General features: G+C 37.0%; 18 protein-coding genes. 11 read left to right on the top strand and 7 right to left on the bottom strand.

Going from position 1 to position 17,670, the window contains the following annotated elements:
* Positions 1-16: 16 nt before the first annotated feature.
* The 3 genes from G7Y56_RS01710 to asnB all read right to left on the bottom strand — a co-directional run bounded on the left by G7Y56_RS01710 (position 17) and on the right by asnB (position 4,147).
* Complete coding sequence (locus G7Y56_RS01710; RefSeq protein WP_165040521.1) at positions 17-1,249, bottom strand: LL-diaminopimelate aminotransferase; 1,233 nt, start codon at positions 1,247-1,249, stop codon at positions 17-19.
* 50 nt (positions 1,250-1,299) lie between these two features.
* The gene (dapF, locus tag G7Y56_RS01705) at positions 1,300-2,139 is read right to left on the bottom strand and encodes a diaminopimelate epimerase (RefSeq protein ID WP_165040519.1); all 840 of its coding nucleotides are present in this window, start codon (positions 2,137-2,139) and stop codon (positions 1,300-1,302) included.
* Between the two features lie 337 nt (positions 2,140-2,476).
* Positions 2,477-4,147, bottom strand: coding sequence for an asparagine synthase B (gene asnB, locus G7Y56_RS01700; protein ID WP_165020586.1), 1,671 nt, complete (start codon positions 4,145-4,147; stop codon positions 2,477-2,479).
* Positions 4,148-4,418: 271 nt separating this feature from the next.
* On the opposite strand from asnB, the gene G7Y56_RS01695 reads away from it, so the two are divergent.
* The 6 genes from G7Y56_RS01695 to pdxH all read left to right on the top strand — a co-directional run bounded on the left by G7Y56_RS01695 (position 4,419) and on the right by pdxH (position 7,480).
* The gene (locus G7Y56_RS01695; RefSeq protein WP_165020585.1) at positions 4,419-4,898 is read left to right on the top strand and encodes a hypothetical protein; all 480 of its coding nucleotides are present in this window, start codon (positions 4,419-4,421) and stop codon (positions 4,896-4,898) included.
* A 131-nt stretch (positions 4,899-5,029) separates the two neighbouring features.
* Entirely contained in the window at positions 5,030-5,344 is a 315-nt protein-coding gene (gene rplU / locus G7Y56_RS01690) for a 50S ribosomal protein L21 (RefSeq protein WP_165020584.1), read from the top strand.
* Between the two features lie 20 nt (positions 5,345-5,364).
* Complete coding sequence (rpmA, locus tag G7Y56_RS01685) at positions 5,365-5,631, top strand: 50S ribosomal protein L27 (protein WP_165020583.1); 267 nt, start codon at positions 5,365-5,367, stop codon at positions 5,629-5,631.
* Positions 5,632-5,831: 200 nt separating this feature from the next.
* A complete protein-coding gene (locus G7Y56_RS01680) occupies positions 5,832-6,332 on the top strand; it encodes a flavodoxin (protein WP_165040517.1) in 501 nt (166 codons plus the stop codon).
* 21 nt (positions 6,333-6,353) lie between these two features.
* A complete protein-coding gene (locus G7Y56_RS01675; RefSeq protein WP_165020581.1) occupies positions 6,354-6,707 on the top strand; it encodes a DUF2023 family protein in 354 nt (117 codons plus the stop codon).
* 134 nt (positions 6,708-6,841) lie between these two features.
* A complete protein-coding gene (gene pdxH, locus G7Y56_RS01670) occupies positions 6,842-7,480 on the top strand; it encodes a pyridoxamine 5'-phosphate oxidase (protein ID WP_165040515.1) in 639 nt (212 codons plus the stop codon).
* Between the two features lie 40 nt (positions 7,481-7,520).
* Here the strand turns inward: pdxH and G7Y56_RS01665 are convergent, their stop codons facing one another.
* On the bottom strand, positions 7,521-8,510 hold the full coding sequence (locus G7Y56_RS01665) for a DUF4349 domain-containing protein (protein ID WP_165040514.1): 990 nt from the start codon (positions 8,508-8,510) through the stop codon (positions 7,521-7,523).
* A gap of 112 nt (positions 8,511-8,622) precedes the next feature.
* Between G7Y56_RS01665 and ybaK the strand changes: the two genes are divergently transcribed.
* From ybaK to G7Y56_RS01640, 5 genes are all read left to right on the top strand, one after another.
* Positions 8,623-9,096, top strand: coding sequence for a Cys-tRNA(Pro) deacylase (gene ybaK, locus G7Y56_RS01660; protein ID WP_165040513.1), 474 nt, complete (start codon positions 8,623-8,625; stop codon positions 9,094-9,096).
* Positions 9,097-9,303: 207 nt separating this feature from the next.
* The gene (locus G7Y56_RS01655; RefSeq protein WP_165020577.1) at positions 9,304-9,540 is read left to right on the top strand and encodes a 4Fe-4S dicluster domain-containing protein; all 237 of its coding nucleotides are present in this window, start codon (positions 9,304-9,306) and stop codon (positions 9,538-9,540) included.
* Between the two features lie 74 nt (positions 9,541-9,614).
* Positions 9,615-10,697 carry a 3-methyl-2-oxobutanoate dehydrogenase subunit VorB gene (locus G7Y56_RS01650; protein ID WP_165040512.1) on the top strand — a complete coding sequence of 361 codons (1,083 nt, stop codon included), beginning with the start codon at positions 9,615-9,617 and terminating at the stop codon, positions 10,695-10,697.
* A gap of 41 nt (positions 10,698-10,738) precedes the next feature.
* Positions 10,739-11,497, top strand: a complete 759-nt coding sequence (locus tag G7Y56_RS01645) for a thiamine pyrophosphate-dependent enzyme (RefSeq protein WP_165040511.1) — start codon at positions 10,739-10,741, stop codon at positions 11,495-11,497.
* 16 nt (positions 11,498-11,513) lie between these two features.
* Positions 11,514-12,068, top strand: coding sequence for a 2-oxoacid:acceptor oxidoreductase family protein (locus G7Y56_RS01640; RefSeq protein ID WP_165040510.1), 555 nt, complete (start codon positions 11,514-11,516; stop codon positions 12,066-12,068).
* A 71-nt stretch (positions 12,069-12,139) separates the two neighbouring features.
* Here the strand turns inward: G7Y56_RS01640 and G7Y56_RS01635 are convergent, their stop codons facing one another.
* The 3 genes from G7Y56_RS01635 to gldN all read right to left on the bottom strand — a co-directional run bounded on the left by G7Y56_RS01635 (position 12,140) and on the right by gldN (position 17,652).
* A complete protein-coding gene (locus G7Y56_RS01635; protein WP_165040509.1) occupies positions 12,140-14,140 on the bottom strand; it encodes a glycoside hydrolase family 97 protein in 2,001 nt (666 codons plus the stop codon).
* A 136-nt stretch (positions 14,141-14,276) separates the two neighbouring features.
* Complete coding sequence (locus tag G7Y56_RS01630; RefSeq protein ID WP_165040508.1) at positions 14,277-16,580, bottom strand: GH92 family glycosyl hydrolase; 2,304 nt, start codon at positions 16,578-16,580, stop codon at positions 14,277-14,279.
* Positions 16,581-16,788: 208 nt separating this feature from the next.
* On the bottom strand, positions 16,789-17,652 hold the full coding sequence (gene gldN / locus G7Y56_RS01625; RefSeq protein WP_165040507.1) for a gliding motility protein GldN: 864 nt from the start codon (positions 17,650-17,652) through the stop codon (positions 16,789-16,791).
* Positions 17,653-17,670: the final 18 nt, after the last annotated feature.

Below are 17,670 nucleotides of genomic sequence, written 5' to 3'. Positions count from 1 at the left end.
TTGGGTTATATATTTTTTAGATAGAAATATTTTTAAGTCTGCTCACGGCTTCTTTTGTATTTTCTAATGAGCCGAAAGCTGTCAATCGCAAATACCCTTCGCCACTAGGGCCAAAACCGACACCGGGGGTACCGACCACATTCAAGTCGTGTAGCAGATAATCGAAAAATTGCCATGAAGTCATATCATTTGGCGTTTTCACCCAAATATACGGAGAATTTATACCACCGTAAACTTTTAAGCCCTGAGCAGAAAGACCTTCTCTTATGATTTTCGCATTATTCAGATAATAATCGACAGTCGCCTTAACTTCCTTCTTACCTTCTAATGAATAACAAGCTTCTGCCGCGCGCTGTATAATATAAGGTACGCCATTGAACTTGGTAGTATGGCGTCTGTTCCATAATTTGTTGAACGAAACCTTTTCGCCCGATTGCGTATATCCCATTACAGTTTTAGGAATCACAGTATAGGCACAACGTGTACCTGTAAATCCTGCCGTTTTAGAGAAACTACGAAATTCAATAGCAACTTCTTTGGCTCCTTCTATTTCGTATATACTATGTGGAACATCACTTTCTGTAATATATGCTTCATAAGCACTATCGAAAAGGATAAGCACTTTATTTTGAATTGCGTAATCGACCCATACTTTCAACTGATCTCTGGTAAGAGTAGTTCCTGTCGGATTATTAGGATAGCATAGATATACAATATCAACTTTTTCGGTTGGTAATGATGGCACAAAATCATTTTCGGCTGTACATGGCAAATAAACAATCTTACTCCACTTACCATTAGCCTGCAAATCGCCTGCTCTACCAGCCATAACGTTTGTATCAACATACACCGGATAAACAGGATCAGTTATAGCTACGATATTATCCAATCCTAATATATCACCTATATTGCCGGTATCGCTTTTAGAACCATCGCTTACAAATATCTCATCTGTAGCAATATCTAATCCGTAAGCTTTATAATCGTTTTCGAGAATAGTGTTAACCAAAAAATCATATCCTTGTTCCGGACCATATCCTCTGAATGTCGAAGCATCAGCCATTTCATCAACGGCCTTATGCATTGCCTTTATAACAGATGGGGGAAGAGGCTTAGTTACGTCACCGATGCCCAAACGAATAATATCTGATTGTGGATTTGCTGTTTTAAACTCACTTACCTTACGAGCTATATCCGAAAAAAGATAGCTTCCGGGTAGTTTGGTGAAATTATCGTTTATTAATGCCATAAATTTATTATAAATACTTTTTTCTTCTATCGTTTTAGTCTTCTATTCTCTTATAGTATTACGCCCTCGAATACAGTGACAGCTTCGCCGGTCATATAAACATGGTTATTTACCGCATCCCATTCTATTTGAAGATCTCCACCTATTAAATGAATCGTAATGTTACGATCGCATAGACCATTAAGAACTGCGGCAACTGCTGCGGCACACGCACCTGTTCCACAAGCCAATGTTTCGCCTGCACCACGTTCCCATACACGCATATTCAGTGTATTTCGATCTACAACTTCTATAAATTCTGTATTTGTTTTTCGGGGGAAGACAGGATGTTTTTCAAACTTGGGTCCGATAAGAGGCAAATCTAGCTTATCGATTCCTGTTGTAAAAACTACTGCATGGGGATTGCCCATCGACACACATGTTATTTTCCAAGTTTTGCCATCTATATTTAACGGATAGCTAATTACAGGTTCTTCTGCAATGCTTACGGGGATCAATGTAGGTTCGAGAATTGGTTCGCCCATATCAACTCTCACCTTACGTGTTTTCTCGTCACCTTCGAGGAGGGACAGATACTTTACACCTGCCTTGGTTTCGAGAGTTATCTCTGTTTTAGTAGTAAGACCATTATCGAATACATATTTACCAACACATCGGGATGCATTTCCGCACATTTCCGCTTCTGAGCCGTCGGAGTTGAACATTTGCATTCTGAAATCGCAAGTTTCGGAAGGAAGTATAAAGACCAGACCGTCCGATCCTATTCCAAAATTACGATTACTTAATTTGATTGCCGCTTCAGATGGATTTTCTATGGATTGAGTAAAGCCATTAATATATATGTAATCGTTACCCGCACCCTGCATTTTGGTAAATTTCAATCCTTTCATCTTACTCTTTTCTTTATTTCTTTTAAAGCTGACACAAATTTCATACAAATTATTCTATTTCACAAGAAAAAACTATACATTTTTTCTATATTAACAAATTAAATATACTTTTTGTTTTTAGTTCAAAGAAAAACATATCATAAAGTCAAAACAACAAACAATTTAAATATCTAAAAGAAAGCATTATCAATCATATGCTATCCCTTTAATTAGTTTAAGGTTTTTTTGACAGCAATATATCTCTTACACCCTTTCTGTTATTTCAATTTTCTAAAAACACATTACATCTGATAACAGACAAAAAAATAAGGAAGCCTGGGCTTCCTTATTTTTCTATTTATTTTTCATACGCTTCCGTATGCACCGACTTAACGGCTCGACCGGATGGGTCTATTCTGTTTTTGAATGAGGCATCCCACTCCAATGCTACAGCTGTACTACAAGCTACCGACGGCACCGATGGCACACATTGGGCTGCAGAAGCTGAAGGAAAATGCTCTTCAAACATGGTACGATACCAATATTCTTCTTTCGACATAGGCGGATTGATAGGAAAACGCTCTGATGCATGTTCCATTTGCCTGTCGGTAATTTTCTTTTCAGCAACTTCACGAAGTGTATCGATCCAATTGTAACCAACACCATCAGAGAATTGCTCTTTCTGACGCCACACTACGCTTTCAGGTAGATAACTCTCGAATGCTTTACGAAGAATATGTTTCTCCATTTTACCGTTTCCACACATTTTATCTTGTGGATTAAGACGCATTGCAACGTCCATAAATTCTTTATCCAAGAATGGAACACGGCCTTCAACACCCCATGCTGCCAACGATTTATTAGCACGCAAGCAGTCATATAGATGAAGATTATCTAATTTACGAACATTCTCTTCGTGAAAAGCTTTCGCATTTGGCGCTTTGTGGAAATAAAGATAACCACCGAACAATTCGTCAGCACCTTCGCCCGAAAGCACCATCTTCACACCCATAGACTTAATAAAACGAGCCAAAAGATACATAGGTGTAGAAGCACGAACTGTAGTTACATCGTAAGTTTCGATATGATAAATCACATCACTCAACGCATCCAAAGCCTCCTCGACTGTGAAATGAATTTCATGATGAACTGTTCCAATATATTCTGCTACCTTTTTGGCAGCCTCTAAATCCGGCGCACCTTTCAGTCCCACTGCAAACGAGTGAAGCTGTGGCCACCAAGCCTCTGTTTCATTATTATCTTCCACACGACGCGCAGCATATCGCTTCGCAACCGCAGAAATAATAGAAGAATCTAATCCGCCTGACAATAATACACCATAAGGCACATCAGACATCAATTGACGATGCACTGAATTCTCAAGAGCCTCGCGAAGTTCATCGATATCCGATTTATTATCTTTTACTCCATCATACTCCATCCATTCACGTTTATACCACTGCTTCGGATTATTCCCATCCTTACTGTATAAACTATGACCCGGTAAGAACTCCTTAATATTAGGACACACACCCTCTAGCGCTTTCAACTCGCTAGCTACATAGAACTGACCGAAATCGTCATACCCCATATATAATGGTATAATCCCCATATGATCGCGACCTATCAGATAAACATCTTTTTCGCTATCATACAAAGCAAATGCATAGATACCATTCAAGTCTTCAAACAGATCCGCACCTTTATCTTCATATAAAGCTAAAATCACTTCACAATCCGAATGTGTTTGAAAATCATATTCAGGGTATCTGCTTCGAATTTCTTTATGATTATATATTTCGCCATTAACGGCCAATACAAGTTTTTTATCTTTACTATACAACGGTTGATTTCCCGAATCGATGCCTACAATAGACAGGCGTTCGTGGGCAAGAATAGTCTTATCACCACAGTATATACCCGACCAATCGGGACCACGGTGACGAACTTTCTTCGCCATTCTCAAGACTTGAGAACGTAATGTATCAATATCTTGTGTTAATTCAAATGCACCAACAAATCCACACATATTCTAATTTTATTTCGTTATATTTTCTATGTCAATTTTTATGCTAAAGTCTGGCAAATGTATATCATTTTATCTTTGAAACAAAACTAAAATAGAAAATAAACACAGTATTAACAGATATAACTTCAAATAGACAAAATAAAACCAATTAATCATAAAATTTGTTTCAATATTTACAATATATTTACGTTATGTGTTATATTTATATTGAGTTATACTTATTAATTTATAATTATCTTTGCAAAACAAATTAATTGAATACGACAGCCTTATGAAAAAGAATATATTATCATTTGCAATACTTGCAGTAATTTGCATTGTCGCCTCATCATGCAGTAGCGATAATAGTGAACCTATATCCATAGAAGGTACATGGTCTACTTTAGAGAGAACATTAGATACAAACTATCCCGAACTAGACAAAGAAATAAATCGAGATTTCAAAGAAGATAGTAAAATATACAATATAGAAAGAACCTTCAAAGATGGTAAAGCAACTACTATAGCCAAAAGAATAGAAGATGGATATGAAGTAAGAAGGAAAACGGAATCTTTCACCATAGCCGGCGACACACTTATCATCGACTTAACAACAAAAGCCGCATTCATGTTGAGCAGAACAAGACTTACAACAACCCGTAAGATTACAAGAGCAGACCTAATCCCCATATTATCTGAGATTGGAATATACGACCCCAATCTTCTACCAAGTGATATAGAAGGTGAATTGAGAATGATGGAAGTCCGATGATTTTTTGAAGAAAAAGCTTTCAAAAATTCAAACTATTTTATTATCTTTGCAACCCGATTGTCAATAGGCCAATAAGAAACAACTATAAAAAGTGTTCGCCTCAGACATATAACCTGTAAAATTAAAAGCAGATGTACGTAATCGTAGACATTCAAGGACAACAAATGAAGGTTGAAAAAGACCAAAAGATTTTTGTTCACAAGATCAATGCAGACCAAGGTTCTCAAGTTGAGTTCGAAAAGGTTTTATTAGTAGACAAAGATGGAACTGTAACAGTTGGTGCTCCTACAGTAGAAGGCGCTAAAGTTGTAGTAGAAATCGTTTCTGAATTAGTAAAAGGAGACAAAGTTCTTATTTTCCACAAGAAAAGAAGAAAAGGTCACCGTAAATTGAACGGTCACCGTCAACAATTTTCAGAAGTTATAGTTAAAGATATTATTGCTTAATCAATTAAAGACAGAAGAAAATGGCACATAAGAAAGGTGTAGGTAGTTCGAAAAACGGCCGTGAATCGGAAAGTAAACGATTAGGCGTTAAAAAATTTGGTGGAGAGATTGTTAAAGCAGGAAATATTATAGTTCGTCAAAGAGGAACAACTCATCATCCGGGCGAAAATGTAGGTATCGGTAAAGATCATACATTATTTGCATTAACTGATGGTGTAGTAGCATTTCGCAGAAAAAGAAATGACAGATCATTCGTTTCTGTACTTCCTGTAACGGAAGAGGCTTAAGTAAACAATTTACAAATAGCATAGAGGAGCAACTTGAATTATCAAGTTGCTCTTTTTTTGTGTATAACCTGATCGTAATACTTAGATATAAGTAGAAAAGCTCGAATATTTCATTATATCTGGGTATTGCACTACCGTCGACTATCCATTTACTTTGTATCCGTAATAATTAATTTATTAATCTATCTAAAATCACAAAAATGGCTAACATAGGAATATTTTATGGTTCAACCACAGGGAATACACAAGAAGTTGCAGAAGACATTGCAAAAAAGCTAGGTGTAGACAAAGCAAACCAACATGATGTATCAAAAGCTAAAGCTGATTTTTCGGCTTACGATGTCGTTTTGTTCGGATCATCGACTCTAGGGATGGGCGATCTGCAAGACGATTGGGAAGATTACATCGACAAATTAAAAGATGCTGATCTGGCAGGCAAAAAAGTAGCTTTATTTGGTTGCGGTGATTCATCTTCATATAGCGATACATTTTGTGATGCGCTGGGAACAATATACAGTGTGATAAAAAACAAAGGTTGTGAGATTATCGGAAGAGTTAGCCCCGAAGGATATACATACGATAGCTCGGAAGCGATAATAGACGGACAATTTATCGGACTTCCTATCGACAATGATAACGAATCTGATCAGACCGACCAACGTATTGCTTGCTGGGTAGAAGATCTGAAAAAAGCAATCTAACTTCTATAACACACTATAATTATGAGGCTTTTCGATCACCTTATTTATGAATTCAGAAAAGGAGTAAGAGATATGGTTCTTTTCACTTTTAAGAAACAGGAAGAAGAGTCTATCAAATCCAGGTTAGAAAGAAATGGTATTAGTTACATAATACAACCATTAAATAATGGAAATGTAAACATATTCTTCGGTAAAGAAGAATGTATGGTGGTAGTTGATAAGATATGTAAAAACAAGCCATTGAACCGACTCACCCCCGAAGAAGATTTTATTTTAGGTATATTATTAGGTTATAGCATCAAAGAGCAATGCAACAGATATTGCAAAAAGCATGAAAATGCAGCAACAAAGAATGTTGCACTTTGTCTAGCATAACTTTTCTATTGATAGTTTTTTTAGTTGATCTTGAATCCTCGTAGACGTGATGTCTATGAGGATTTATTTTTCAGATAAACAGATTCTTCTAAAAATCGATTTCGTATATTTGAGTCTTCTAAAAACATTATTATATGACAAATCTATTTAATATACGTAGAGATTTTACGCTCAAAACCCTTGATGAGTCGGAAGCTCTTCCTAACCCTATTGATATGTTCAAACTCTGGTTCGACGAAGCAATAAAGTCGGAGGTATTAGAGCCCAATGCGATGAATCTGGCAACGGCTACAATTGATGGTAAACCATCGTCCCGTATCGTTTTGCTAAAGCAAATAAAACCCGAAGGTTTTGTATTTTTCACTAACTACGACAGTAAAAAAGCAGACCAGATAGCTGCAAACAAATATTGCGCTTTAAACTTCGCTTGGCACGAACTCGAAAGACAAGTGCGGATAGAAGGGATAGTCGAAAAAATATCAGACGAAGAATCAGACTCATATTTTGATGTACGCCCCGAGAAAAGTAAACTGGGAGCTTGGGCTTCGCCACAAAGTCAAGTAATTCCAAACAGACAATATCTGGAAAAACTAAATGCAGATTTCGAACTTAGATTTACAGGCAAAACAATAACCCGCCCTCCCAATTGGGGCGGATATATCGTCAAGCCTTATCTGATCGAATTTTGGCAAGGGCGCAAGAGCAGACTTCACGACAGATTGCAATACAGGCTATTAAACAATGAATGGAAGATAGAGCGATTAGCCCCTTAAAATCTTCCATCCAAATATCTATATCCATAATAACAACAGATTACTTTCTGTTTTTCATCCAGTATCTTAAGTAGAGAAGTGCAACAACGTTAATTGATAACACAAAAATATATGGCCACAAACTGATTAAAACAAGCATCAATTCACTAAGGATAATCCACCCGTTATTCAAAGCATCTAAAAATTTTAGACCAAAACCAGGTTCGTATTCTTTTGCTTCAACATCAGACAAAACCATTTCGCTATACTGCGTTTGATCTTGATATAATATAATGCTGATTGTACTATAAGCCATTTGATCTGTCAGCCTAAAACTAGATAATTTTGCATCATCAGCCTGTGTAAGTAGATTGTCCATTCTGTCTTCTGCCTCTACAAGATCGTCCAGCTTACTCACTTTATTCGTAATAGCATTCGACAAACGCTTTTGCATTACGTTCTTACGCTCTTGCTCGAGACGATCGGACATCAAGTCGAATGTTACGTCATGAGCTTCTACTATCCTATAATCAATAGTAACTGCTAAAGGAGCAATCTCACTCAAGACTTTGCCTAGTTGATCGTAAGGAACACGCAATTCCATATCTGCAACTAAATTATTACAATATGTAACTCGCGATGAATCTTTAGATACCTTCACAGAAGCATGCAGTTGTTCGTTATTTATTGCTGATTTTACAATAAATCCTTTGTTATTTAAAACAGCATCTTCTATTTTATAAGTTGCATGAGGAACCTGCTTAACCTTAAATTTCAAACGAGCAGTCCGTATCAATTTATGCACTCCATCATCATTTTTTGTATTCGCTGCTGAAGTTGCTATAAAATTAGCCGTGCCAGCTTCAAGCGGAGCATATTGTTCTGCAACTGGTGCTACTTGAGTATTTCTTGATTCCTCTGCCGGCATTTGCATATCCATGACAGTAAAAGAATATGAATCAGACACGGACTCATCCTTGGCATTATTACCACAAGCTACTAAGACTCCAAGTCCCAATAGTACAATTACAGTTTTAATAGTGTTTATCATAATTTCTATTATTAATTTTGCAGTTTAGTTAATAGAGGGAGGTTAATCCATAATTCCATAAACTTCTTCGATGAAAGTTTGTTTTACTTAAAGGCAGGAGAATAAAGAGAAAATGAAAATAGAAAAAACCAATGCCGTCAGATTACTCGATAAGGAAAAAGTCAAATACGAACTCATACCTTACGAAGTAGATGAATCTGATCTTAGTGCTATACATGTAGCCGAACAATTAGGCGAAGATGTAAATCAGGTATTTAAAACACTTGTACTGAAAGGAGATAAAACAGGATATTTTGTTTGTATTATTCCCGGAGCTGAAGAACTAAATCTAAAAGCTGCAGCTAAGATTTCGGGGAATAAAAATTGCGAAATGATTCCAATGAAAGACCTATTAGGGATCACCGGATATATCAGAGGTGCGTGCTCGCCCATCGGTATGAAAAAGCTATTTCCAACTTATATAGATAAATCGTGTAAAAAGTTTAGCCTCATATACATAAGTGCAGGAAGAAGAGGTCTGCAAATACAGATAAACCCTGACGATTTAGTTAAAATAATTGGTATAAATATAGAAGATTTAATATAACACAAGGTTGTCGAGTCAACCATCAAAATCTCAATCCATCAGATTATTAAGACTTTATAAAACAGCATGTAAGTATATTTGTTTTTTTAACAACTTTCTATCAAAAAAAGTGGAGTATAAAAATAATAACCAATAACTTTGTACATAGTTCAACACTAAAATGCTCTTTACTTAGAGAATAACTATTAATAAAAAAGTACAGATATAATGGCCAAAATAATAGGAACTGTGGTTGTCAATACCGAACGTTGCAAGGGATGCGACCTATGTGTTGTTTCTTGCCCCTGCGATGTATTGGAATTACAACCTAGAGATGTAAACACCAAAGGCTACCATTACGTATATATGAAGAATCCGGATGCTTGTATCGGATGCGCCAATTGTGGATACGTATGCCCGGACGGATGTCTCACTATTTACAAGAAAAAAATCGATACAAAATAACGAATTATAGGAATTGTCGAAAAGTTTACAATATAGATTCCCGCAATTCGTTTTTTAATTTTAAAAAGAAGATCATGTCTGAAGAAATATTTTTAATGAAAGGTAACGAAGCTATCGCCCATGCTGCTATCAGATACGGGACAGATGGCTATTTCGGCTACCCGATAACCCCACAATCGGAAATACTGGAAACTCTGATGGATGAAGCACCTTGGGAAACAACCGGAATGGTAGTTCTTCAAGCCGAAAGCGAAACATCATCGATCAATATGGTATATGGTGGTGCTGCCTGTGGAAAAGCAGTATTCACTTCTTCATCGAGTACAGGTATCAGCCTCATGATGGAAGGATTTTCATTTTTAGCAGGCGGAGAGTTACCTTGCTTACTAATCAATGTAATGCGTGGCGGTCCGGGTCTAGGAACTATTCAGCCATCACAATCCGACTATTTCCAAGCAGTAAAAGGTGGAGGACATGGCGATTATAAATTAATAACCTTGGCTCCTGCAACAGTACAGGAAATGGCTGACTTCGTAGCGCTGGGTTTCGATTTGGCTTTCAAATACAATACTCCGGCAATGATACTTGCAGATGGAGCAATCGGGCAAATGATGGAGAAAGTGAAACTACCACCATTCAAAGCACGAAGAACCGAAGCTGAAATCCGCGAGCAATGCCCATGGGCTACACTCGGTAAACCAGCCGACAGAAAACCGAACGTTATTACAACTCTGGAATTGGATGCTCATAAGATGGAAGTTCACAATCTTAAATTGCAGGCCAAATACAAGAAGATAGAGAAAGAGCTTAACATGCATCAGGAAATAAATTGCGAAGATGCAGATTATATACTTGTAGCATTTGGCACAGCAGCCCGTATTTGCCAAAAGGCTATGGAGCTGGCACGTGCCGAAGGTATAAAAGTCGGACTTATACGCCCGATCACACTTTGGCCTTATCCATCGAAAGCAATAGATAAATATGCATCACAAATAAAAGGTATTCTGACCGTAGAAATGAATGCCGGACAAATGGTAGAGGATGTACGTCTGGCTGTAAATGGAAAAGTGAAAGTAGAACACTATGGTCGTATGGGAGGTATTGTACCGACACCACATGAGGTGTTAGATGCTTTAAAGAATAAGTTCGATTGCTAAAGACAGTCGACTAACTATTTACAATTAAAGTTACAAAGATTATGAGTATAAATATAATAGACCCAGCAAACTTAGTTTATGCGAAGCCTGAACTGATGAACGATGCCGACATGCATTATTGTCCGGGTTGTTCCCACGGCGTTGTACATAAACTGATTGCCGAAGTTATAGACGAACTGAATATAAGGGAAATAACAATAGGCATTGCTCCTGTGGGCTGTGCTGTGTTTGCATATAACTATCTTGATATCGACTGGCAGGAAGCAGCTCACGGACGGGCACCTGCACTGGCAACTGCTGCAAAACGCTTGAATCCGAACAAAATGGTATTCACTTATCAGGGCGATGGCGATTTAGCTGCTATTGGCACAGCCGAAACAATCCATGCAGCCAACAGAGGTGAAAATATTGCAATTATTTTTATCAACAATGGTATCTATGGTATGACAGGTGGTCAAATGGCTCCAACGACACTGCCTCAGATGAAAACATCGACTAGTCCTAATGGTCGTGACACATACGAAACAGGATATCCTTTAAAGATTCTTGATCTTTTAGCTCAACTTCAAGGTGTATGTCTGGCAACCCGACAAAGTGTGCATACAGCCGCCTCTGTAAAGAAAGCTAAGCGCATGATTAAGCTCGCTTTTGAGAACTCGATGGCTAACAAAGGAACATCTATAGTTGAAATCGTTTCGACTTGTAGCGCAGGCTGGAAAATGACTCCTGCCGGAGCTAACCACTGGATGGTAGAAAATATGTTCCCTGCATATCCACTTGGTGATATAAAGAATATCTAAAATCAAATAACGAAGAATGACACAAGAAATTATTATAGCAGGTTTTGGAGGACAAGGTGTTTTATCGATGGGTAAAATACTTGCTTACTCCGGTTTGATGGAAGACAAAGAAGTATCATGGTTCCCGTCTTACGGACCAGAGCAACGCGGAGGAACTGCGAATGTAACAGTTATACTGAGCGACCAACCAATAAGCTCACCTATTATAAATGAATTTGATATAGCCATTATATTGAATCAACCATCTATGGGTAAATTCGAACCGACTGTAAAGCCGGGAGGAATTCTGATTTATGACCCTAATGGCGTGCAACATCCGCCAACAAGAACAGATATTTTTATTTACAAGATAGCTGCATTGGATACAGCAACTATGATGCAAAACTCGAAAGCGTTCAACATGATCGTTCTTGGTGGATTATTAAAAATTTGCCCGATGGTCGATCTTGCGCATGTTATGCTCGGATTAAAAAAATCGCTGCCCGAACGTCATCACAAATTGCTTCCGATGAATGAGCAAGCCATCCAAAAAGGAATGGAAATAATAGAAGAAGTACAAAGACCTGCTTAAATAGCAATTATCATAAAAATAAAAAATCCGAAAGTCAGCCTTTCGGATTTTTTATTTTTAGATCTATATGATCAGTTTGCTTTATAAATTCGCATTACATAGCCTCCGGCAGGAGCCATTGCTATCTTCAATTTCTTATTTGCAGGAACATCTATTATTTCCTTGACATAATCACGAGCTGCACGATCGGCATTAATTCCATCACGGAATACTTCTGCTTTAAAGGCTCCGTCACCTAAAAACGATAAATCAATATCTAAATCGCGAGCATTCCAATCTGTCATTGAACCCACATACCAATCGTTGCCTTTTTTACGCGCTATGGTAACGTATTTCGCTATTTCGCCATTTATAGACACTGTTGCATCCCATACAGTAGGAACAGTAGCTATAAAGCGCGTACATTCGTCTTCCTGCATATAATTGGATGGACTGTCGCATAACATATTTAATGGTGATTCGAAAATAATATATTCTGCTAACTGACGACAACGTGTTCCCTGACTCATCCCTTCATTATTAACGGCACGATAATTCGATTTTGTAGCATTGCGCATAGCACCTTGTGTATAATCCATAGGACCTGCCAATTGTCGGATAAATGGAATAGTAACGTCGTACGTAACCTGATCTACATTCAGATTACCTTTCATATTCTCCAAACCATAAACACCTTCGAAGTTTATTACATTCGGATAAGTCCGTTGTAATCCGGTAGGTTTATAAGTTCCATGAAAATCCATCAAGAGCTTATACTTCATTCCCATCTGAGCTGCACGGTGATGAAAATCGACCATCTGCTGATCATCCCGATCCATAAAGTCTACCTTAAAGCCTTTAATACCCATCTCTGAATAATGCTTACACACGTTCTCCATATCCCTATTGAAGGCATAATAACCTGCCCAAAGAATAAGACCCACATTCTTACTTTTTGCATAATCAGCCAAGCCTTTCAGATCAATTTCAGGAATAACCTGTAACAAATCGGCTTGCAAGTTCACTGCCCAACCTTCGTCCAGTATCACATATTCGATACCATATTTCGAGGCGAAATCTATATAATATTTATAGGTTTCATTATTTATTCCCGCACGAAAATCGACGCCATATAAATTCCAGTCATTCCACCAGTCCCATGCAACCTTGCCGGGTTTTATCCACGAATAATCGGTAAATTGGGCAGGAGTAGCTAACTTATATACCATATCATTATCAGCTAATTCTTTATCATTTTCTGAGATTACAATTATGCGCCATGGAAAATTTGTCGCACCACTGCATTTTGCAATATAAGGTTCACGGGTTTCGACCAATTCTTGCAATTGGTTATGTCCTCCTTGTTTTACATCTTTAGGATATGCAGCAAATACGCCTGTCAGCACATTAGATCCATTGGAATTATAAAGATACATTCCCGGATAATCGAGCAGATCAGACTCGGCAAGGCAAACTTTCTTTCCATTTACTCCCTCCACAACTAAAGGTGAGAAAGCCAGACGCTTGTTATTCCATTCAGATAATGGGATATAAGCATACGGATTTTCAAACGAATTAAAGAACTGCTCTTCAATGCTATTCCGAGCATGTTTTACATAGGGGATATATGCATTTTGTTTATTAGCCGGAAAATTAAATGTAGCCTGTTCATTTTCTACAATGAATGGCTTCTTTGATGTTGAAACAAAGCGGTAAGCTATACCTTCATTATACGCCCTGAAGATAACATTATAGTCTTTAAACCTTAATGTAAGTTCATTGCAATTATCTGTAATTTTTGACTTTTTATAAATCGGAGCATCAATCACTTCATTAATGATTCTCGTTGACGACCCAATCAGTTTAGAATTAACGCCAAACGATTGTCCATTTGTAAGTGTCATCGAAATAGGCGATTTATTCAACATTATATCTCCATCATGAGCAACTGAATATTCTAGGGTTTTACCAATAATAATATCTACTTTCAGTTTTCCATTAGGCGCTTTCAGAACAAATTGTTTTTGTGCTGAAACAAATGTGGATAATAAAGAGAGTAACAAAAAAGAGAGTAGTGGCAATTTTTTTTTCATCGTATTTTTAGATCAATTAGAGTTTAAGTGAGATTAAAGATAAGGAATGTTTCTTTTACAGACGATTCCTGTACACAAAAAAGGGGAATAACTTATTAGTTATTCCCCTTTTGAAGTAAGAAACAAAAGTTTCCTATTATTGAATAGTTTTAGGTCTATCTTCCGGATTTACACCAAATGTTTTAGATGGCGTGTTACCCATTTCGAATACAAGGTCTCCACCAGATACTATATCTTTAAATTCGATATATGATTTAGTATAATCTTTTCCATTAAGCGTAATACTTTGGATGTAGATATTATCCTTGCTGTTGTTATTTGCTTTTATATTGAATGTCTTACCATTTCCAACATTGATAATAGCATCATTCACAATAGGACTACCAAATACAAATACGCCACCAGCCGGAGCTACCTGATAGAAGCCTAGAGCTGACAATACATACCATGCAGACATCTGACCAACATCTTCGTTTCCACAAAGTCCAGCAGGAGCGTCATGATAAAGAGTAGTCAATACTTCTCTTACCTTTTCGGCAGTTTTCCAAGGCTGTCCAACATACGGATACATATACAATACCTGATGGCTTGGCTCGTTACCATGCGCATATTGACCGATAAGACCACTAATATCAGGAGATGCATCAGCACCTAGATCACCTTGAACAATAAATAAAGAGTCCAGTTTTTGCGTAAATTTATCTTCGCTACCGAATAGGTCAACCAATCCTTGTACATTTTGAGGTACTAACCAAGTATATTGCCATGCATTACCTTCTGTATAATCATTTTCACGATGTACAGACTTGAAAGGATCTAAAGCTCCCGGTCTGAATTTACCATTAGAATCTATTCCTCTCATGAAATTGATATTCTTATCGAAATAATGAGTAAATGAATTACTTCTTTTCAAGAAATATTCATAGTCGGCAGTTTCGCCTCTTTGTTTTGCCACTTGTGCCACAGCCCAGTCTGCAATAGCATATTCCATACCTTTTGCTACTGACTCGTTTACTTTGTCATAAGGTACATACCCTAGTTCTTTATATTCTTTTAAACCTCTTTCATCAAGCATTGCTGATGTTTTCATTGCTTCATACGCAAGGTCTTTATCAAAGCCTTCATATCCTTTCAAATACGCGTCTGCAACAACAATTATGCCCGGATTACCAACCATACAGTCAGTTTCGTTAGCCATAAGATGCCATACAGGAAGTTTACCTTGTTGTTTGTAGATATGCAACATTGTATTCACCATATCCGACATTTTTTCAGGATGGATAAGGGTCATCAAAGGATGAGCCGCACGGTATGTATCCCAAAGAGAGAATGTAGTATAGTTTACAAAACCTTCATTTTTATGAATAGCAAGATCCGATCCAAGATAATCACCATTAACATCGTTAAGTAACGACGGTGCGATCATTGTATGATAAAGAGCAGTATAGAAATTGCGCATTACCGATGGCTCGTTAGATGTCACTTTTATTTTGTTCAGTTCTTGATTCCAAGCCAAGTCTGCATCTGTAATAGTTTTTTCAAAATCCCAGCCTGCAAGTTCTGCAACCATATTTGCTTTGGCTCCTTCGATACTAACCGGAGAGATCGCAACTTTCACATATACATCTTTTTTGCCTTCAGCAGGTGCAAAATATGCTTGTCCGAATGTTCTGCGAGATTTCAGAGTAGTACCTTCTTGCACAGCTGTTGAATCAGACACTGCGAATTTTGTAATTGGTTCAGAGAAGATTGCTGTAAAATAAATACGTTGATCTTTTGCCCATCCTTTAGAATAGCGGTATCCGGAGATTACGGAGTCGTTTTCTTGTGTAATATAACCTTCTACCGGAGTATCCCATCCAATACCAGCTTCGAGATTGATAACAATTCTAGGATCTGATACAGATTTATTTTGGAATGTATATTTATGAAAACCAACTCTTTTTGTTGCTGTCAATTCAACATCTACATCGTAACGATCTAAATGAACAGCATAATAGCCAGGTTTCACTTTTTCAGTATCTCTATTGAACAAAGAGTACATACCTGAAGCTTGATCTCCATGTACACCTCTTCTTAATGGCACATCACCTGTAAGAGGCATAAGAGAAATATCACCTAAATCACCGATTCCGGTTCCACTTAGATGAGTCATTGCAAATCCAAGTATAGTAGAATCTGTGATATGATATCCAGAGCACCAGTCCCAACCTTGTGTAATATTAGATGGTCCTAATTGAACAGCACCGAAAGGAACATTTGCCCCTACAAATACGTGTCCATGATCACCTGTACCAATATAAGGATCTACATATTGGGTTAGGTTCGCTAGATCATTCTGCGGTCTTTTATCTTCACATGAAGATAATACTCCTAAAGTAAGACCCAAACACAAACCTGTGCCAACGAGCTTACCCAGAAGATTTTTTTTTGATTTCATAAATTGCTGTTTTTAAAATTAATTTGGTATTATTTTATAGGTTCAGTCAATTTTCATTGCGCAAACAGATAAAAAATTCTTACTAACCTACAAAGATAGGTACATTTATATGATAGCACAATAATATTAAAGCACAAATACAGTATTTTACAACATAAAAAAGGTCTTATGACAGTAATCATAAGACCTTTTTGTATTATCTAATAACTTATTTAATCTTGCTAAATCTTGTTTGAATAGCGCCGAGTTCTTTTTCCAAACGGGCTTGCTCTTGCGATAACAATTCAGGTGTAGGGAAATACTTAACAAGAGTTCTATCTCCTATTTGATAAATTTCACCTTTATAATATCTCTTTCTTAAAATATCGAACATCGAAAGTTTATTACTAAGTTTAGTAATATCTGAAATAGATGTTGAGTTTTCTGCACGTAGCAAGTATGGTGTTATTTCGTCAAATGAAACCCAAAACAAAGGGCTTTTGAGTACATTAGAACCATTGTTACCATAACTTCCCTCACGGTGTAATACCGGACAAATTGCTGCTATGCGCACATCGCCTTTTCCAGTTTTAGAATCAAAAAACCACTTTTCTTTTACATAATAGCCTAATATTTCATCAGAAGGAATATCATAGCTATTGACAGATAAGGTATTATCGGCGTTAACAGCATAAGGTATAGAATATGCATCTAAAAAACCTCTAAAACCAACTGTTTCAAGATCATCGTTAACTCCTGAATTTTGAAGATTAAATCTATAAGCTTCAATAGCATTATCTTTTATCAAATTGAATAACAACGAAAACAGATTAGCCTGATTTGCATCCGATACCATAGGATAAAAGAATGCTGCATTGGCATCATCATTTATTGATATAACCCGATAAACATCTCTCATCCAAACTGTAGTCTCATAATCATTTAATGAACTGTTAACAACTACTCTTTCTCTGGCTGTAACTTCTTTTATTACATCTTCTGCCGATTCGGTGGACTGTGCCTGTAAGTTTTGTGTAAGGAGTGGACTTATCATAAAAAATCCACCAATCATCATTGATATTATAAATCTCATAAGATCTATTATTTTATA

Origin of the sequence: Dysgonomonas sp. ZJ709 (assembly GCF_011039195.1) — a bacterium.
Lineage (GTDB): Bacteria > Bacteroidota > Bacteroidia > Bacteroidales > Dysgonomonadaceae > Dysgonomonas.
This window is presented reverse-complemented; position numbering and strand designations above follow the sequence as displayed.